General features: G+C 62.3%; 17 protein-coding genes and 1 tRNA gene. 9 read left to right on the top strand and 9 right to left on the bottom strand.

Annotated elements, in window-relative coordinates; translation table 11 throughout:
• Nucleotides 1–208: 208 nt before the first annotated feature.
• A complete protein-coding gene (deoR, locus tag ABQX22_RS24710; RefSeq protein WP_349802511.1) occupies nucleotides 209–973 on the top strand; it encodes a DNA-binding transcriptional repressor DeoR in 765 nt (254 codons plus the stop codon).
• 146 nt (nucleotides 974–1,119) lie between these two features.
• Here deoR and ABQX22_RS24705 read toward each other — a convergent pair whose 3' ends face one another.
• Nucleotides 1,120–2,007, bottom strand: a complete 888-nt coding sequence (locus tag ABQX22_RS24705; protein WP_349802510.1) for a LysR family transcriptional regulator — start codon at nucleotides 2,005–2,007, stop codon at nucleotides 1,120–1,122.
• A gap of 112 nt (nucleotides 2,008–2,119) precedes the next feature.
• Here ABQX22_RS24705 and ABQX22_RS24700 point away from each other — a divergent pair, with 112 nt between their 5' ends.
• Nucleotides 2,120–2,590 carry a multidrug/biocide efflux PACE transporter gene (locus ABQX22_RS24700; protein ID WP_349802509.1) on the top strand — a complete coding sequence of 157 codons (471 nt, stop codon included), beginning with the start codon at nucleotides 2,120–2,122 and terminating at the stop codon, nucleotides 2,588–2,590.
• Between the two features lie 87 nt (nucleotides 2,591–2,677).
• On the opposite strand, the gene ABQX22_RS24695 is transcribed toward ABQX22_RS24700, so the two are convergent.
• The 3 genes from ABQX22_RS24695 to ABQX22_RS24685 all read right to left on the bottom strand — a co-directional run bounded on the left by ABQX22_RS24695 (nucleotide 2,678) and on the right by ABQX22_RS24685 (nucleotide 5,710).
• Nucleotides 2,678–3,562, bottom strand: coding sequence for an alpha/beta fold hydrolase (locus ABQX22_RS24695; protein ID WP_349802508.1), 885 nt, complete (start codon nucleotides 3,560–3,562; stop codon nucleotides 2,678–2,680).
• A gap of 111 nt (nucleotides 3,563–3,673) precedes the next feature.
• Nucleotides 3,674–4,825 (bottom strand): MFS transporter, encoded by a 1,152-nt coding sequence (locus ABQX22_RS24690; protein WP_349802507.1) that lies wholly within the window; start codon nucleotides 4,823–4,825, stop codon nucleotides 3,674–3,676.
• Between the two features lie 243 nt (nucleotides 4,826–5,068).
• Nucleotides 5,069–5,710, bottom strand: coding sequence for an HD domain-containing protein (locus ABQX22_RS24685; protein WP_349802506.1), 642 nt, complete (start codon nucleotides 5,708–5,710; stop codon nucleotides 5,069–5,071).
• 239 nt (nucleotides 5,711–5,949) lie between these two features.
• Here ABQX22_RS24685 and rarD point away from each other — a divergent pair, with 239 nt between their 5' ends.
• Nucleotides 5,950–6,834 (top strand): EamA family transporter RarD, encoded by an 885-nt coding sequence (gene rarD, locus ABQX22_RS24680; RefSeq protein WP_349802505.1) that lies wholly within the window; start codon nucleotides 5,950–5,952, stop codon nucleotides 6,832–6,834.
• A 201-nt stretch (nucleotides 6,835–7,035) separates the two neighbouring features.
• On the opposite strand, the gene zapE is transcribed toward rarD, so the two are convergent.
• A complete protein-coding gene (gene zapE, locus ABQX22_RS24675; protein WP_349802504.1) occupies nucleotides 7,036–8,157 on the bottom strand; it encodes a cell division protein ZapE in 1,122 nt (373 codons plus the stop codon).
• A gap of 186 nt (nucleotides 8,158–8,343) precedes the next feature.
• On the opposite strand from zapE, the gene ABQX22_RS24670 reads away from it, so the two are divergent.
• Nucleotides 8,344–9,789: a SulP family inorganic anion transporter gene (locus ABQX22_RS24670; RefSeq protein WP_349802503.1), complete on the top strand. Its 1,446-nt coding sequence runs from the start codon at nucleotides 8,344–8,346 to the stop codon at nucleotides 9,787–9,789.
• 164 nt (nucleotides 9,790–9,953) lie between these two features.
• Here the strand turns inward: ABQX22_RS24670 and ABQX22_RS24665 are convergent, their stop codons facing one another.
• Nucleotides 9,954–10,517: a cysteine hydrolase family protein gene (locus tag ABQX22_RS24665; protein WP_349802502.1), complete on the bottom strand. Its 564-nt coding sequence runs from the start codon at nucleotides 10,515–10,517 to the stop codon at nucleotides 9,954–9,956.
• A 113-nt stretch (nucleotides 10,518–10,630) separates the two neighbouring features.
• On the opposite strand from ABQX22_RS24665, the gene ABQX22_RS24660 reads away from it, so the two are divergent.
• Nucleotides 10,631–11,380 carry a 3-oxoacyl-ACP reductase family protein gene (locus ABQX22_RS24660; protein ID WP_349802501.1) on the top strand — a complete coding sequence of 250 codons (750 nt, stop codon included), beginning with the start codon at nucleotides 10,631–10,633 and terminating at the stop codon, nucleotides 11,378–11,380.
• 166 nt (nucleotides 11,381–11,546) lie between these two features.
• Nucleotides 11,547–11,636 (top strand) — tRNA-Ser (locus tag ABQX22_RS24655).
• 244 nt (nucleotides 11,637–11,880) lie between these two features.
• Here ABQX22_RS24655 and ABQX22_RS24650 read toward each other — a convergent pair.
• A complete protein-coding gene (locus tag ABQX22_RS24650) occupies nucleotides 11,881–12,384 on the bottom strand; it encodes a helix-turn-helix domain-containing protein (RefSeq protein WP_349802500.1) in 504 nt (167 codons plus the stop codon).
• 385 nt (nucleotides 12,385–12,769) lie between these two features.
• On the opposite strand from ABQX22_RS24650, the gene ABQX22_RS24645 reads away from it, so the two are divergent.
• The 3 genes from ABQX22_RS24645 to ABQX22_RS24635 all read left to right on the top strand — a co-directional run bounded on the left by ABQX22_RS24645 (nucleotide 12,770) and on the right by ABQX22_RS24635 (nucleotide 15,036).
• Nucleotides 12,770–13,063, top strand: coding sequence for a DUF6388 family protein (locus ABQX22_RS24645; RefSeq protein WP_349802499.1), 294 nt, complete (start codon nucleotides 12,770–12,772; stop codon nucleotides 13,061–13,063).
• Nucleotides 13,064–13,216: 153 nt separating this feature from the next.
• Nucleotides 13,217–13,906, top strand: coding sequence for a crotonase/enoyl-CoA hydratase family protein (locus ABQX22_RS24640; RefSeq protein WP_349802498.1), 690 nt, complete (start codon nucleotides 13,217–13,219; stop codon nucleotides 13,904–13,906).
• Nucleotides 13,907–14,064: 158 nt separating this feature from the next.
• A complete protein-coding gene (locus ABQX22_RS24635; protein ID WP_349802497.1) occupies nucleotides 14,065–15,036 on the top strand; it encodes a magnesium and cobalt transport protein CorA in 972 nt (323 codons plus the stop codon).
• A gap of 137 nt (nucleotides 15,037–15,173) precedes the next feature.
• On the opposite strand, the gene ABQX22_RS24630 is transcribed toward ABQX22_RS24635, so the two are convergent.
• Entirely contained in the window at nucleotides 15,174–15,896 is a 723-nt protein-coding gene (locus tag ABQX22_RS24630; protein ID WP_349802496.1) for an amidotransferase, read from the bottom strand.
• A gap of 130 nt (nucleotides 15,897–16,026) precedes the next feature.
• Complete coding sequence (locus tag ABQX22_RS24625) at nucleotides 16,027–18,168, bottom strand: 3-hydroxyacyl-CoA dehydrogenase NAD-binding domain-containing protein (RefSeq protein WP_349802495.1); 2,142 nt, start codon at nucleotides 18,166–18,168, stop codon at nucleotides 16,027–16,029.
• Nucleotides 18,169–18,196 lie beyond the last annotated feature (28 nt).

The raw sequence follows: 18,196 nt of genomic DNA, 5'->3' as shown, positions 1-18,196 counted from the left end.
GCGGCAGCGAAACCGGTGCATGCGGTGTATCAGTTAAACCGTGATCGCAGGATGTGGGGCCGCTTCGCAGCCCATCGTCGGCAAGCCGGACTCCCACGCCCTGCGGGCAGAAGCAGAACGGTGGAACGCCGTGCATGAGTTGTTCTTGTTGCAATAGCAACAACTTCTGTTACTTTTTTGCCATAATTAATCGACAATCGGAATGCCCGTGGACAGTAAAAAATCTGAGCGCATCAAACTGATCCAGCAAGCCCTGCAGGACCAGAAAGCCATTCACCTTCGCGAGATGGCCGCCCTGCTGGATGTATCGGAAATGACCCTGCGCCGAGACCTGGGTCGTTATCCGGACCGGTTTCATTTGCTCGGCGGGCATATCACCCTGGCGTTCGACCCCACCGAGGCGGCCGACTACAAGGTCACCGAGCAAGGCACGCGCCACGTCGAGGAGAAACGCCGCATCGGCAAGCTGGCCGCGGCGTTCATCAAGCCCGGCGATACGGTGTTCTTCGACTGCGGCACCACCCTGCCCTTCGTGGTGGATTTCATCCCGGACGATCTGGAGTTCACCGCCGTGTGCAACTCGCTTAACGTGCTGCTCAAGCTTCAGCAAAAGCCCAATTGCAGCATCGTCCTGTGCGGCGGCACCTTTCACCGCAAGAACCAGGTGTTCGAGCACCGTGACGAAAACAGCATCCTGGACAACGTTCGCCTGACCTGGGCCTTCGTCTCGGCGGCTGGCGTGAGCGAGACCCTCGGGGTGACCTGCTTCAATTTCAACGAAGTGGAGGTCAAGCAGAAGGTCCTGCGCCAGGCGCGTCACTGCATGCTGCTGGCCGATCACACCAAGTTCGACGCCGTCAAAACCGCGCACTTCGCCACGCTGGAGCAGTTTCACGTAGTGGTGTCGGACAAGAAAATGCCCAAGCGGTACCGCGATTTGATTCAAGGCAATGGGGCGCAGGTAGTGGTTTGATCGCCCGGTCACAGCCCCCCCCTGCAGGAGCGCGCTTGCCCGCGAAAGCGTTCCGTCAGACAACACGCCTGGCACAGCCACACCGCCATCGCGGGCAAGCGCGCGCCTACAGGTCCTGCGCAAATCCCCAGCGCACGGCGGGCCGCTCAATAATCCCCGCGCCCTTCCAGCAGCGTGCCCAGCAGCCAGGCGCCGGCCGGGCCCAGGGATTTTTGCCGGGACCAGATCACGTCCACCGCCGAACTGCGCGGCCAGCCGGGCACTTGCAGCTCTTTGAGGCGCCCCTGGGCGTAACCGGACACCAGCCAGCGGGGCAAGGCCGACCAGCCGAAGCCGAACACCGCCATGTCCATCAGCAACAGATAATTGGGCGCGGACCAACTGCGCAGGCCCCCGGCAGGCAGGTCACTGGTCGGTACGCTTTCGTCGACGATGGTGTTCAGGCGCAACGCCCGGTACCGCGCCAGCTTGGGGTAATCCACCGTGGTTTCGGCGGCCAGCGGGTGCTTGTGCGAGACGAACAGGCCGAAGTCCGCGCGCTCGGCAATCGTCGCGTAACCCACTTCCGGCGGGTAGCTGGCCTGGGCCGAGAGCAGCCCCAGGGACGCCCTGCCCGTCTGGATCAGGTTGATGGCATCGCCGTGTTCGGCAAACACGCATTCAAGCTCCAGCTCGGGGAAGCGCTGGTCCAGTTCGGCCATGCGCACCTCGAATTCGGCGAACTGGTTGGCGTCCGACAGCACCAAGGTCAGGCGCGGCTCCATGCCCTCGACCAAGCGCCCGGCCGCACGGCGCAGTTTGTCGGACGCCGCCAGCACCTCATCGACCCGTCCCTGCAACGCGCGTCCGGCTTCGGTGAGGGTCGGCTGGCGGGAGGAGCGGTCGAACAGCTCCACCCCCAGATCAATTTCCAGTCGGGAAATGGCTTCGCTGATGGTCGACTGGCTCTTGCCCAGGCGCCGGGCGGCGGCGCTGAACGAGCCCAGGGCAATCACTTGCGCGAACGCTTCAAGGGCTTCAGGGGAGTAACTCATGGACCGGGCGCCTTACTTCTCCATCGGTTTTTCCGATGGTTATGATTTTCACTTTAGTCCAACGCCCACCGACAATGCACGCCTGCCCGCCACACAGTGAACTGAAATGACGATGAACCAGGCCCGCAACGCCGCCGTGCCAGCCAAATCCCTGAAAGAACGCGCCCTGCACGCCTTGCTGTTCGAGCTGATCGGCGTGCTGGTGTTCGCGCCCGGCCTGGCATGGGTGCTCGGTGAATCCCTGGGCAGAATGGGGGCGATGACAGTGATGATTTCCACGGTGGCAATGCTGTGGAACATGCTGTTCAACGCCGGGTTCGACCGGCTGCGCGCCCGTCTGGGTTTTGCAATGTCGCTCAAGGTGCGGGCGCTGCACGCGCTGTCGTTCGAGGCGGGGTTGATCGTAGCGGTGGTGCCACTGGCGGCGTGGTGGCTGTCAATCAGCCTGCTTGAAGCCTTCGTGCTGGATATCGGCCTGCTGCTGTTGTTTCTGCCGTACACCCTGGCGTTCAACCTGGTGTATGACAAGGTTCGGGCGCGGAGGGTTGAACGCCGCCGAGCACGCGCTTTTTGTAGGAGCTGACGAGCCCGAGCGAGGCTGCGATTGCGGTGTGTCAGGTGTACCGCATCGCAGCCTCGCGCGGGCTCGTCAGCTCCTACATAGACAGCGTCAAGGCGCAGACAAGAAAAACGGCAACACCGCGTCGAGCAACACCTCGGGCACTTCTTCGGCCAGGTAATGCCCGCCGGGCAACGCATGACCACGCACATCCGTCGCGACGGATTGCCATTCCTTCAGCGGGTCGAAACATTTCCCCACCGTGCCGTCGGCACCCCACAGCGCCAGCAGCGGCATGTGCAGCCGATGGCCCGCCGCGATGTCGGCCCGGTCATGTTCCAGGTCGATGCTGGCACTGGCGCGATAATCCTCACACACGCCGCGGGCCGCACCCGGGAGGCTGGCGCAGCGCAGGTATTCGGCAAACGCTTCAGGGGTGAACGGCGTGAGTCCGGCGCTGCGGCTGCCCATCACGCTGCGCAGGTACTGCTCGGGATTGGCCTCCAGCAGCATCTCCGGCAGCGGCGCCGGGCGAATCAGGAAAAACCAGTGCCAGTAGGCCCGGGCGAAGGCTTCGTCGGTCTGGCTGTACATCGCCAGCGTCGGCGCGATGTCCAGCAACGCCAGGCGCGTCACCGCCTGCGGATGGTCCAGCGCCAGTCGGTGGGCCACCCGGGCGCCCCGGTCGTGGGCCAGCACGGCGAAGGTCGAAAACCCCAGTTCACGCATCAATTCGACGTTGTCCCGGGCCATCTCGCGCTTGGCGTAGCTGCTGTGATCCTCGGTCGCCGGCGGTTTTTCGCTGTCGCCGTAACCGCGCAAATCAGCGGCAACCACCGTGAAATGCCGGGCCAGGGTGTCCGCCACCTTGTGCCAGATCACGTGGGTTTGCGGGTGACCGTGCAACAGCAACAGGCCCGGCCCGGCGCCGCCCTGGCGGTAGGTGATCTGGACGCCATTGACGGTGCGCTGCGCTTTTTCAAATCCGGCGAACATGGGCTGCCTCCTTGTGGTTGTCCGGCCATGCTAGCGCCCCGGCCGCGCCGGACAAGGCGCAAAGCGTGGCCGGACCGTTCATGAAGTGTGGCCGCTCCGGGGATTGGCCCATCAGTGCTTGAGGAAACGCCCACTGACGGCCACGCCCAGCAGCATCACGGCGAGAATCATGAACGCCAGGTTCAGGCTGCTGGCGTGGGCGACAAAGCCGATGCCGGCCGGCCCCACCAGAATGCCGGCGTACCCCAGGGTCGTGACCGCCGGCACCGCGACGCTTTCCGGCATGGTGGTCTGCCGGCCGACCGCGCTGTAGCAGACCGGGACGATGTTCGAACACCCGGCTCCCACCAGCGCGTAACCCAGCAGCGCGGCTTCCCAGGTCGGCACCAGCGTTGCCAGCGCCAGGCCCGCCGAGGCGCACAGGCCGCCGATCAGGATAATGCGCGGGCCACCTACCCGGCGCACGACGGGGTCGCCGAACAGCCGGCCGATGGTCATGGTGGTGGCAAACACTGCGTAGCCGAGGCCGGCGTAGGAGGTTTCGACGCCGCGCTGGGCGCTGAGGAACACCGCGCTCCAGTCCAGCATCGCGCCTTCGGTGAGGAACACGGTAAAACACAGCAGGCCGATAAACAGCACGATCCCGTGGGGGATGGCGAAGGCCGGGCCACGGCTCACGCTGCCGTAGTTGAGCAGGTGCGGCGCGGCCTTGAGCAGCGCAATGACGCAAAACATCGCGACCACCAGCATCGAGATCAGCGGCGAGGCGCCCAGGCTGAGCATCGCCGCCACGCTCGCGGCACCGACAAAGCCGCCGACGCTGAACAGCCCGTGAAAGCCGGACATCATGGTCTTGCCGCTGGCCCGCTCGACGATGATCGCCTGAATGTTCACTGTGCAATCCAGCGCGCCCATGCCTGCCCCAAACACGAACAGGGTGGCGACCATCAACGTCAGGCTGGAGACGGTGGCCAGCAACGGCAGGCACAGGCAGACCAGCGCGGTGGACGCGATCAATACGCTCCGGCAGCCAAACCGCGCCGCCAGCGCGCCGGCCAGCGGCATGGCGATGATCGAGCCGACGCCCAGGCACAGCAGCAACAGCCCGAGGGTGCCTTCGTCCAGACCGATGCGCGCCTTGGCGTACGGCACCAGCGGCGCCCAGGCGGCCAGACTGAAGCCGGCAATGAAAAACGCGATGCGGGTGGAGAACTGTTCCAGTCGCCCGGGCGCGAGCGGCGCCGGTGTGTGGATGGCGGTCATTGAAGCTCCCTGGCAGTGAGTCAGCCCAAGCGGTGCCGACCAAACAGGGAGCCTATCAAAGGTCGGGGGTTATCCAAATGTTTCATGCGGCCGCGCAAGGCTTCAGGAACACCTCACTGCTTAGCAGACAGCGAGGGAACCCTGTTGGAGCAAGGCTTGCCCGCGAAGCGTTTTCATCCGCCGACACCTTGATCGACACCGCTGACGCCTTCGCGGGCAAGCCTCGCTCCAACAATGACGGCATTACGCCTTCCAGGGCGAACGGCGAATGATCTCGACGAAATTCAGCGGCTTGAACGCCGGGTTTTCATCCACCAGCACGTCGGCGTTCACGGTGCCAAAGGTGGTGTCGGGTTTGTCGCGAAAGCCATTGGCGAAGGCGCACAGGATGCATGCCTTGAACGCGTCGCCCCGGGGATGCGCATGGGTCACGACCTCGCGCTGCTGGTCGGAGAACTGCTCGTAGTGGATCCCCAGCACGTCCATTTCCACACCGGCGGTCACCAGCGCTACGTTCGGGCGCAGGTGCTCGGGCACGCCGGGCGTGGTGTGCAGGGCGATCGACAGCCACACTTGCTCGACGTCGCCGTCTGACAGGCCGTACGGCTTCAAAAAGTCCCGCGCGGCGTTGGCGCTGTCGACTTCGAAGCGCTCGGTCTGGCTGCGGTGACCGTCCACCAGCCCCAAGTCATGAAACATCGCGCCGACGTACAGCTGCTCGGCGTCGTACTTCAGGCCTTTGCGCTCGCCTGTCAGCGCGCCCCACAGAAACACCCGGCGCGAGTGGTTGAACAACAGGTCGTCCTGCTGCTCGCGGATGTATTGGGTGGTGGCGCGGGCCAGCGCGCTGTCGGGAATGGCGATGCCGGCGATGGTCTGAGTCATGGCGTGTACCTCATGGGGTCGCACCGGGGTGGCGCGTTGAGGACAAGTCTGTGCTGCTCTGTACAGCGTCTCAATCGGCAGGGAGTCGCGTTCTCTGCCAATCGTGGGTCGTATCCTGCCAATGACATCCGGGCCGCTGAATACGCCGGCTTCAGATAGACTGTGCGCCGTTTCCGACCATCAGAACGTCAGAGTCTGAATGCGGAAACGTCCATAACAACACTCATGAAGAGGCACTTGTGTACAAAGGCGTCGCGTTGTCGGTCATGGCCTCCTGCCTGTTTGCGGTCATGTATTTTTACACCTCCCTGCTCACACCCCTGACCGGCGAAGAAATCTTCGGCTGGCGGATGTTGCTTACCCTGCCCTGCGCCACGCTGTTTCTGCTGTACAGCGGCGACTGGACGCTGGTGCGTACGCTCACCGCTCGCGTGCGCCAGAACCCGGCCATGCTCGGCGCCATGGCGCTCTCTGCCGCGTTGGTGAGCGTCCAGTTATGGCTGTTCATGTGGGCGCCGCTGCACGGCCGCAGCCTGGAGGTGGCGCTGGGTTATTTCCTGCTGCCGCTGAGCATGATCCTCACCGGCCGCGTGGTCTTCGGCGAGCACCTGTCGCGCCTGCAGAAAATCGCGGCCGGCTGCGCCCTGATTGGCGTGGGCAACGAATTGCTGCGGCTGGGGGGCATTTCCTGGGAAACCCTGGTGGTCGCCCTGGGCTACCCGCTGTATTTCGTGCTGCGGCGTAAACTCAAGACCGACAACCTGGGCGGGCTGTGGTGGGACATGCTGCTGGTGTGGCCAGTGGCGTTGCTGATCGTGTGGAACGGCAACACTGCGGCGCTGGACACCTTCCCGCGGCTGTATGCGCTGATCCCGATTCTGGGTGCGATCAGTGCGTCGGCGCTGGTCAGCTATATCCTCGCCAGTCGCCTGCTGCCGTTCAGCGTGTTCGGGCTGCTCAGTTACGTCGAACCGGTGCTGTTGATCGGCGTCGCGCTGCTGCTGGGCGAGTCCATCCAGCGGGACGAGTGGATGACCTACCTGCCGATCTGGGCCGCCGTCATGGTGCTGATGGTCGAAGGGGCCAAGCATGTGCTGGCGCAGCGACGGCGCAATAGCGCGTGAGTCACGTCCTGCGCTTTTGATTCTGCCCGGAGGGCGTGGGAGTCCAGCTTGCTGACGATTGGCCGCGCAGCGGTCATAAAACCTGCTGGCAAAGCGTGTCTGGATCACCGCGTGCTCAGGATTTGCTGCCGGTGCCCGGCAGATCGCTAGCAAGCTGAGCTCCCACGGGCTGCGCCCAGAATCAAAAGCGAGACCGACTCTTCAGAGACCAAACCGCTCCAGCTGCATTTCCTGCAGGCGGCTCAACGTGCGGCGAAACGCGAACGCCAGGTAGCCCTCGGTGTACAACTCGACCATGGGCAGCGCCGCTTCGACGTACAACGGCACCTTGCGGTCGTAGCACTCGTCCACCAGGGCAATGAAGCGGCGCACGCCGTCGTCGTAGGGCGACAACTGCGGCAGTTCGCGATCACCGGCCAGCACCTGCTCGACCCCGTCTTCGGTGCCCCGCGCGATCCGCCCTTCCCGTTGCGGCGCACTCAAGGCCGGCACGTCGCTGAGCAGCACAGCCTGATAGCGATCACACAGCTCGATGAAATCCATGGCCGGCAACGGTTGCTCGCAGAGGTCGGCGTAGCGGCACCAGACCACGCTTTTGCTGCTGCGCACCACCCTCAGATGGCGGCGGCCCAACGGCACGGGCTCAGTGGACACCGACACCCCGCCGCTCAAGCGCTCGAACACCGGGAGCAACGCACTGGCGCCCTGCGACGGCGTGACCCAGTAACGCTGATGCGCCTGACCGGGATGCAGGCGATGGTCTTCACCGCCGTCCACCGACACCACCACCATGAACTGATTGATCGCCGCGATGGCCGGCAGAAATCGCTCACGGTTATGGCCAGTGGCGTACAGCTGTTCCGGCAATTGATTGGACGTGCAGACCAACACCACGCCTTCGTCGAACATCGCACGCACCAGACCGCCGAGAATCACCGCATCGCCGATGTCGTTGACGAACAGCTCGTCGAAACACAGCACGCGCACGTCCCGGGCCAGCTCCCGGGCGAGGATCTGCAGCGGCTGAGACGTGCCGGTCAGCTGGAACAGGCGCTGGTGGACCCAACGCATGAAGTGATGAAAATGCTGACGACGGGCCGGGATCGCCAGACTCTCGAAGAACCGGTCCATCAGCCAGGTCTTGCCCCGTCCCACCGGGCCCCACAAGTAGACGCCCTTGATCCGGGCGCGACGGTCGCCGGCGCTCAACGCCTGATAACACATCTGCAATTGCCGGGCGGCATTGCGCTGGGCGTCATCGGGCTGGAAACCCTGGGTGTCCACTGCCTGTTGCCAGGCGTCGAGGGGAGGTAAAGCACTCATCTGATCCGGTCACCGGGGCCTGGAAAGGGCAGCATCAAAGGCTGAGCCATGCATGGTTACATATCCGCAATTGACCTGACAGGGGGATTTGTTTAGTGGCCGAGGTCTTCGGGATTCCGTACCATCCTCACGTTTTGCGCAGCCGGAAACGGCACGCACGTCTTATTTCAAGCATTCAGGTAAACCATGAAACCCGTTCAGCTACGCGCCGATGTCCTGGCCGGATTGACCACGTCCTTTGCCCTGGTGCCCGAGTGCATCGCGTTTGCACTGGTCGCCCACCTCAACCCGCTGATGGGCCTGTACGGCGCCTTCATCATCTGCACACTGACTGCGCTGTTCGGCGGCAGGCCGGGCATGGTTTCGGGGGCGGCCGGGTCGATGGCGGTGGTGATCGTGGCGCTGGTGGTGCAGCACGGGGTGCAATACCTGCTGGCGACGGTGCTGCTGGGCGGTCTGTTGATGGTGGTGTTCGGGCTGCTGCGGATGGGCAAGCTGGTGCGCATGGTGCCGTACCCGGTGATGCTCGGCTTCGTCAACGGCCTGGCGATTGTGATTGCCATGGCCCAGCTGGAGCATTTCAAGGTGGGCGAACACTGGCTCAGCGGGACGCCGCTGTACCTGATGGTCGGGCTGGTGGCGCTGACCATGGCCATCGTCTACCTGCTGCCCAAGCTGACGAAGGCGGTGCCGCCGGCCCTGATCGCGATCCTGGGCGTCGGCGGGCTGGTGTACTTTCTCGGCCTGCCCACGCGCACCTTGGGTGATATGGCGCACATTGCCGGCGGCCTGCCCTCTCTGACCCTGCCGGACGTGCCGTGGACCCTGGAGACCCTGCGCATCATCGGGCCCTACGCGATTCTGATGGCACTGGTCGGCCTGCTGGAAACCCTGCTGACCCTGAACCTCACTGACGAGATCACCGAGACCCGCGGCTACCCGGACCGCGAATGCGTGGCCCTGGGTGTGGCCAACATGGCATCAGGGGTGTGCGGCGGCATGGGCGGTTGCGCGATGATCGGCCAGACCGTGATCAACCTCAGTTCGGGCGGACGTGGACGGCTGTCAGGGATCGTGGCCGGGGTGATGATCCTGATGTTCGTGCTGTTTCTGTCGCCGCTGATCGAACGTATCCCGTTGGCGGCGCTGGTGGGCGTGATGTTCGTGGTGGCACAGCAGACCTTCGCCTGGGCCTCGTTGCGGGTGCTGCACAAAGTGCCGCTGAACGACATGCTGGCGATCATCGCCGTGACCGTCGTGACCGTGCTCACCGACCTGGCCACAGCGGTGCTGTTCGGCATTCTGATCGCGGCCATCAACTTCGCCTGGCAGCAGGCCCGGGAACTGTACGCCGACACCCACGTGGAAGCCGACGGCAGCAAGGTTTACAGCCTGCACGGCACGCTGTTTTTCGCGTCCATCACCCAGTTTCTCAACCAGTTCACCACCGCTGAAGACCCGGCCCGCGTGACGCTGGATTGCCGCCACCTGAGTTTCGTCGACTACTCCGCCATCGCCGCGCTGAAAACGCTGCGTGAGCGCTATGACAAAGCCGGCAAACACCTGCGGGTGATCCACCTGTCGGAGCGCTGCAAACAACTGCTCAAACGCGCGGGCGTGCAGCACGCCTGAGCCACGTGCCACTTTACCTGTAGGCGCCAATGCCCGCTTCTGCAGGAGCCAACTCATTGGCGAAGCGGGCGATGCGTCGTGACTGATACACCGCGCAAGCCTCTTCGCCAACAAGTTGGCTCCTACAGAGAGAAGGTGTCGACGCCCAATGCAGCGTCTGACGGTCAGGCGTCGAACGCCTCCAGCACTTCCTCGGTCGACACCACCTGAGCGTACTCGCCGTGCAGATTGGCCAGTGACATCGCGTGCACCTCCTCGGCCGAGCGCGGGGTGCCAAAGAAATCCGGCTGATCAAAGGTGAAACACGCGTCGTGGGGCACGATCACCTCGAAGCCCAGATTGCCCCCGGCCCGGGCGGTGGATTCGATGGAATTATTGGTGACGACGCCGACGATCACGACCTGCGAAATCCCGTCCGCCCGCAGCCAGGCTTCGAGAAAGGAATGGCAGAACGCATCCGGCACCTGCTTGCTCAGCTCCTGCTCGCCGTCCCGTGGCTCGAACGCCGTCTGGTACTCGACCCCCGGTTGCTGCGGCCAGAACACCGATTCCGGCGACCGGGAAAAATGCCGCACGTGAATCACCGGACGTAGCGCCCCGCGCCAGGCCGCCAGCAGCGCCAGCATCTGTTGCTCGGCCTGCGGATTATTGCGCCGACCCAGTTTCGGATGGTTGATGCCGTCTTGCATGTCGATAACGATCAGCGCAGCGTTGGGGTGCAGTTTCATGTTCAGTGTTTTCTCCGACGGCAAAGGATGCTCGCACTACGATTGACTGAGCATGTAATCAGCAAAGGAAACTCAGGTCCATCCACTCAACGTCAACTGTTCAGGAGATCGACATGACACACCCCACAAACCTCACCGGCAAAGTGGCACTGGTTCAGGGCGGCTCACGCGGCATCGGCGCCGCAATCGTCAAGCGCCTGGCCGAACAAGGCGCAGCAGTGGCCTTTACCTACATCAGCTCCGAAGCCAAAGCCCGTGAATTGCAGGACAGTATTACGTCCGCCGGTGGCAAGGCACTGGCCATCAAGGCCGACAGCGCCAGTGAAACCGAGATTCGCGACGCGGTGAAGACCACGGTTGATACCTTCAGCGGCCTGGACATTCTGGTCAACAACGCCGGCGTGCTGGCCATCGCGCCGCTGGAGGCGTTCACCCTGGAGGATTTCGACAGGACCCTGGCGATCAACGTGCGCAGCGTGTTCATCGCCAGCAAAGAGGCCGCGCCGCACATGAAGGAAGGTGGCCGGATCATCAACATCGGCAGCACCAACGCCGACCGCATGCCGTTTGCCGGTGGCGCAGCGTACGCCATGAGCAAATCGGCCCTCGTGGGCCTGACCAAAGGCCTGGCGCGCGATCTGGGCCCGCGCGGCATCACGGTCAACAACGTGCAGCCAGGTCCCGTGGACACCGACATGAACCCGGCCGATGGCGATTTTGCCGAATCGCTGATGGGGCTGATGGCCATCGCCCGATACGGCAAAGCCGATGAGATTGCAGGGTTCGTGGCGTATCTGGCCGGACCGGAAGCGGGCTACATCACCGGCGCCAGCCTGACCATCGACGGCGGCTTCGGCGCCTGATAAGCCCCGACACGCAGATTCCCTTCCGCCCCGGCTCCATACAAAGGCCGGGGCTGGCGGCTTTGCCGCTTAACCGCATGAAAATTCTGAAAAAAAGTTTTGCCTTCGCCAAACGTTTCGACTACATTAGCGCGCCTCGACAGACGGAACATGTCTGAAGAGATACGGTGAAGTGTCCGAGTGGCTTAAGGAGCACGCCTGGAAAGTGTGTATACAAGAAATTGTATCGAGAGTTCGAATCTCTCCTTCACCGCCATATTCGATGCAAATAAAACCCCTGACTTCTTACGAGAATCAGGGGTTTTTTGTTTTGGGGGCGCGCGTACCGCTTGATGCTTCTGGCTGTGTTTACGCTTGGCACTACAGTAACTAACCACACGCAACCATTAAGCACACGTCGCACGACGCGCGCCATTCCAAGTTACGAAACATAATTAAGAACTATGATGAAAGCGGGGGAGATCCAACCGGGCTAATGCTTGCGGGTGCATCTTCACTTGTTACGCGTATGAGCGTGCCAGCGCAGTGATCAGATGGCTGAAAGCATTCTGGTCCGCCGATGGCAGTTTCCGGAGTGTCAGCACCATACTGTTTTCTTCGACACTCAGTTCGCCAAATGCTTCCGGCGTGCGTTTGCCGGTAATGATGTAAGCGATGTCCAGTGTCCCGGAGGTCGCCACCAGATAATCTGCCTTTGGCATCCTATGCCCGCTTTCATAATGACCCTGTGCATTGGGCTGCACACCGCCCAACTCTGCAAGCGCGTGCTGCGTCAACTTATTGCGAAGCCGCTCTTGCTTCAGCCTACTACTAAACGTGTCCATGCTCTTTCGCCTTGTCACGGTATCTAAGTATGAATCCGCCAGTCTATCTCGCTCAGGGACTTCAACAAGACCCATGCAGATAGCTTTTGCGCCACAATCATCCGTTTGGATATCAGCGCGGCAGGCAATACGACACTTCCAAATATTGATGGAACCGCTCATACAAAGATCGCGATTCACCAGGCTCATTCCGTTGAGGGCGCATTGTTAAGATCGCTGTTCAGCGCCACAATAATCTGCGTGCGCCACGTTCTTCACGCCCCACTTAAGCCGTACTAATGAAACACGAGTATGGGCGCCATACCTCTGAATAGATACCGCTGTTGACCCTTGCGCCATTCATATGAATATTGAAAGTGGGAATGCCAACGAAATCAACCGCACGCATCGGTAGCCCATTTGCTTAATCGATCAAAGGTCGTCGCGTCATCCCCCATGTGCTCGACCGACGGAACGCAAGTGGCTGGAAAGCGCTGCGCACATCCAGCACAATCCGAGCGCGTTGACGGCCACCAACGGCCTGCCCTCTGTCAGCCCACATCCAATAACAGGAGATACCCGCCGCATGAACGCAAACGACTGGAACGAAGCTGCACTGGCGAAGTACATCGTGACCAATCCTGTGTTGCAGGCTGAAATCCAGGACCTGAGCCCCGAAGAGCAAAAGAACCAGACGCTTTGGGCCTTCGAAGACGAAGCGGAAAGCCAGGGCATCGAAACCTGGGAACTGGCGCTGCAGTTCATCGCAGACAGCCCGGAGCAGCTCAAGGAAATGCGTCTGGCCGCACACCAGCAAGCGGCCGAAGCGCTGGGCATGGATTGGGACGAATACCGCCAACTCAATGACCTCGACGACTGAACCGCACCCCTGCCCCACCGCCCCCTGCCAGGCCGCCCGCATTGAACCGCTGTGCGGCCTGCAACCCTGACTTGTCGGTCACCCTTAGCGCTTTACCTGCCCCTTGCAGGTGAGTAACTTCTGCGCACTCTCAAAACAAAAAGGATTCGCGTCATGAGTGATTTGGTCTCCTACCAACTGGATGACGGCATCGCTACCCTCACCTTGAGCAACGGCAAGGTCAACGCGATCAGCAACGACCTGGTTGTCGCGCTCAACGCGGCGCTGGATCAGGCAGAGAAGGACCGCGCGGTGGTCATTCTCACCGGCCAGCCGGGCATCCTGTCCGGCGGTTACGACCTCAAAATCATGACCTCAAGCCCACAGGCAGCACTGGACCTGGTGTTCGCCGGTTCCACCCTGGCCCGGCGCATGCTGTCCCATCCGTTTCCGATTGTCGTGGCGTGCACCGGCCATGCCGTGGCCAAGGGCGCCTTCCTGCTGCTGTCAGCGGACTACCGCATCGGCGTCGACGGGCCTTTCAGCATCGGTCTCAACGAAGTACAGATCGGCATGACCATGCACCACGCCGGCATCGAGCTGGCCCGTAATCGCCTGAGCAATGCTGCCTTCGGCCGCTCGGTCATCAACGGCGAAATGTTCGACCCCAACGGCGCGGTTCAGGCCGGCTTCCTCGACAAAGTGGTGCCGGTGCAGGAGCTCCAGGAAGCGGCGCGTACGGCAGCGCTGCAGTTGAAGAAAATCAACATGAGCGCCCACAAGAACACCAAGCTCAAGGCGCGCAAGGCGTTTCTCGACACGCTGGACCAGGCCATCGAGGCCGACCGCCACCAGGCGCTGTGACTTAGCCCGCCGGGGGGACGCGGGCTGGCGACGGGCGAATTCCGGCGTCATTCATAAGCGCCAAAAACCCCTGCGAACTCACGACCTTCGGCTGACTCTGATCAGGTAGAACCGCGCCACGCTGCGCCCCTGCCACTCCTACAAGAAGCGAATCCATCATGGGCCGAGTCGTTGCCGCCGCCGTGTACAGTGAAGGGAAGAAAGTCACCGACATCACCCTCGATCAGGGCGCCGAATGGGCCGCCAAGCCCGGTCATTTTGTCTGGATCGGCCTGGAGCAGCCCAGCACAGAACAGTTGGCAGTGCTGCAAAAGCAGTTCTGCCTGCACGAGCTGGCCATCGAAGACGCGCTGGAGGTCCACAGCCGGCCCAAGCTGGAGACCTTCGGCGACGCACTCTTCATCGTCACCTACGCGCCGATCCGCGAGAACGGCAAGCTGATCTTCATCGAAACCCATATCTTCGCCGGCAAGGGCTACATCATCACCTCGCGCAACGGTGACTCCAAATCCTATGGACTGGTGCGCCAGCGCTGCGAGGCGCGACCGTTGCTGCTGGAGCACGGGGAAGATTTCGTGTTGTACGCACTGCTGGACTTCGTCACCGAGAACTACCAACCGGTGACAGAGGCCATTCACTTCGAGCTGGAGGAACTGGAACAGAGCGTCCTCAGCACTGACCTCAATGAATCGGACATCCATCGCATCCACAGCCTGCGTCGCGACCTGTTGCGCCTGCGGCGGTACGTGTCGCCCATGGTCGAGATCGGCGAAGAGCTGCAGAAGCTGAGCTTTCCGTTTATCGACAAGAACATGCGGCCATACTTTCGCGATGTGGAGATTCACGTGAAGCGGCAGATGGAAGACCTCGCCGCCCTGCGTGACATCGCCAGCCAGACCATCGAAATCGGCTTGCTGCTGGAGTCATCGCGGCAAAGCCTGACCCAGCGCAAATTCGCCGCCTGGGCCGCCATTCTGGCGTTCCCCACGGCCATTGCCGGCATTTACGGCATGAATTTCGAGAACATGCCGGAGCTGACCTGGCACTACGGCTACTTCACCGTGCTGGGCGTGATCGTGGGGGGGTGTTCGATCCTGTTCGCCAGCTTCAAGCGGTCGGGGTGGTTGTAGGGTGATGCTGTAGGAGCCAACGTGTTGGCCAAGCGCAACCCAATGCAATCTGTAGGAGCCAACTTGTTGGCGAAGCGGCTGATGCGGTGTGTCAGATAACGCTTCGCGAACAAGTTCGCTCCTACAGAGACGCGGGTTCAAGCCGCTTTCGACCCACCCGCCACAAACCGCATCATCCATTCCGCCACGGTGATGCCGTGATGGTCTTTATTCAGGCTGGCGATGCCCTGGGTGTAAACCTGTTCGCCCAAGGCCTCCTGACGGATATCCAGCAGCGTGCGCGAGTAATCGTGGATGAATTCCGGGTGGCCCTGGAAGCACAGCACCTGATCGCCGATGTGGTACGCCGCGAACGGGCAGAAATCGCTGGACGCAATCACTTGGGCGCCTTCGGGCAGCGCGGTGACCTGATCCTGGTGGCTGATCAGCAGCGTCAGGGTGTCCACTTCCGGCGACATCCACGCCGTGGCAGGCCCGAGGGTGTACTGGTGAATGCCGACGCCCCAGCCCTGGGTCGCGCGTTCGGACTTGCCGCCCAGCAACAGAGCCAGTAATTGGTGGCCGAAGCAAATGCCCAGCAACTTGTCGCCACGCTTGTAGCGTTCAAGCAGGTAAATCTTGAGGGTTTCAATCCAGGGATCGGTGCCGAAGGAGTCGGCTTTGCTGCCGGTCACCAGATAAGCGTCAAACTGTTCGTCATCGGCGGGGTACTGACCCTGCATCACGTTATAGACCGTGAAATCGGCCGGGATCGGCTGGCGCGCGAACAATGATTCGAACATCCGCCCGTAGCCCTGATACTGCTCGACCAGTTCCGGGCGCAGGACGTCGGTTTCCAGAATGCAGATGCGTAACGACATAAAAATTACCTGAAGCGCTGAAGGCGAAAATGCACAGGCTCAAGCCTGCCTTGAATGGTCACATCAAGGCAAGACCCGTTTGAGCGCTGTGCAATAGCGCGTAAACCCGCGTCCGGTTTATGCGCCGTACTCAGAACCGTTTGCCGCTCAGCGCCCTCTCCAGCAGCAGGGAGGGCGGCGTGAAACGTTCACCGTAGCGGTCGGCCAACAGGTTCGCGCGAGTGATGAAGTCCTTGAGCCCGTACTGATTGATGAACTGCAGCGCCCCACCGGTCCAGGCCGGAAAGCCGATGCCCAGCATCGAGCCGGTATTGGCATCGGCCGTCGACAGCAAGACCCCTTCCTCCACGCAGCGCACCGTTTCGATGGCCTGGACAAACAGCAAACGGTCGCGGATGTCCTGCGCCGAAAGCTGCACATCCGCTTTCTCGAAAAGGGTTTTCAACGCGGGCCACAGGCGCTTGGGCGCACCGTCCGGGTAGTCATAAAACCCGGCCCCGGCCGCCTTGCCCAGGCGTTTGTACTCATTGACCAGCAAATCGATCAGGGCATCGGCCGGATGCGCGGGCGCCTTCACGCCATCCCGGGCCAGGTCCTTCTGTGTTTGCTTGCGGATGTGGCTCATCAGGCTCAAGGACACTTCGTCCGAGACCGCCAGGGGCCCCACCGGCATGCCCGCCTTGCGCGCTTCGGTTTCGATCATCGCCGCCGACACGCCTTCGCCGAGCATCGCGATGCCCTCCCGGGTAAACGTGGCGAACACCCGTGAGGTGAAAAAACCTCGACGGTCGCTGACCACGATCGGGGTCTTGCCGATCTGCTGGACGAAGTCGAAAGCCCGGGCCAGGGTCATGTCATTGGTGCGCGCGCCCTTGATGATCTCCACCAGCCGCATCTTGTGCACCGGGCTGAAAAAATGAAGGCCGATGAAGCGCTCCTGACGCAATACTGCGGTCGCCAGGCCGGTGATCGGCAAGGTGGAGGTGTTGGAGGCAATCACGGCGTTGGTCAGGACGAACTGCTCGGCCGACGCACTGACCTGGCCTTTGAGCTCGCGGTTTTCGTACACCGCTTCGATGATCAGGTCGCAGCCGCCCAGGTCACTGTCGCGGCCGGTGGTCCTGATCCGCGCCAATGTGGCGTCACGGTGCTGGGCATTGATACGTCCGGCGGCGAGCTGTTTATCCAGCAGTTTTTGCGCGTAGTCCTTGCCCTTCTGTGCAGTCGTCAGGTTGACGTCCTTGAGCACCACGTCGACGCCGGCGCAGGCGCTGACGTAGGCGATGCCTGCGCCCATCATGCCAGCGCCGATCACACCCACTTTGCGGGTGGTGTAAGGCGGCGGCCCCTTTGGCCGAGAACCGCCGCTGTTGACCCGATTGAGCTCGAACCAGCTGCCGATCATATTCTTGGCGACCTGCCCGGTGACCAGTTCGGTGAAGTAACGCGCTTCGATCAGCTGTGCGGTGTCGAAGTCCACCTGGGCGCCTTCAACGGCGGCGCTGAGGATCTTCTCAGGCGCCGGGTAGCAACCCTGGGTCCGGGCGCGCAAGGCGGCAGGTGCCATGGCCAGCATGTGCGCCATGGCCGGATGGGATGGTGTGCCGCCGGGAAGTTGATAGCCGGGCACGTCCCACGGCTGCAGGGGCGAGGGATTGGCCAGAATCCACTGCCGCGCCTTGTCCTGCAGATCGTCGATGTCCGCAGCGAGCTGATCGATCAGCCCGGCTTTCAGCGCCTGCCGCGCATTCAGGGTCTTGCCATCCATCAACAGCGGCAGGGCTTTTTCCAGCCCGATCATCCGCACCAGCCGCACCGTGCCCCCGCCGCCGGGCAATAGCCCCAGCGTGACTTCCGGTAAACCGACCCGCAGCTGTTTGTGATCCAGGGCAATGCGGTGATGACAGGCCAGGCACAACTCCCAGCCACTGCCGAGCGCTGATCCGTTGAGCGCCGCCACCACCGGCTTGCCGAGGGTTTCCAGCACCCGCAGCTGCGCCTTGAGGCCGAGGATCATCTGGAACAACCATTGGCTGCGGGAAGAGTCGACCTGGATCAGTTCAATCAGGTCTTCGCCCATGGAAAAGGTCTTCTTGGCCGAGGTAATGATGACCCCGGTGATGTGCGCTTTTTCGGCGATCAGCCGGGCCACGACCTGGGACATGGCCTCGCGGTAGGTGCTGTTCAGGGTGTTGGCGTTTTGATCGGGCAGGTCGAGGGTCAGCGTAACGATCTGATCCGGGCCCGTGGCGTACTGAATGGGGTCAGTCATGCGGTCGTGATTCCTGAAACTGTTTTAG

It is taken from the genome of Xanthomonas sp. WHRI 1810A (assembly GCF_040202885.1).
GTDB lineage: Bacteria > Pseudomonadota > Gammaproteobacteria > Pseudomonadales > Pseudomonadaceae > Aquipseudomonas.
This window is presented reverse-complemented; position numbering and strand designations above follow the sequence as displayed.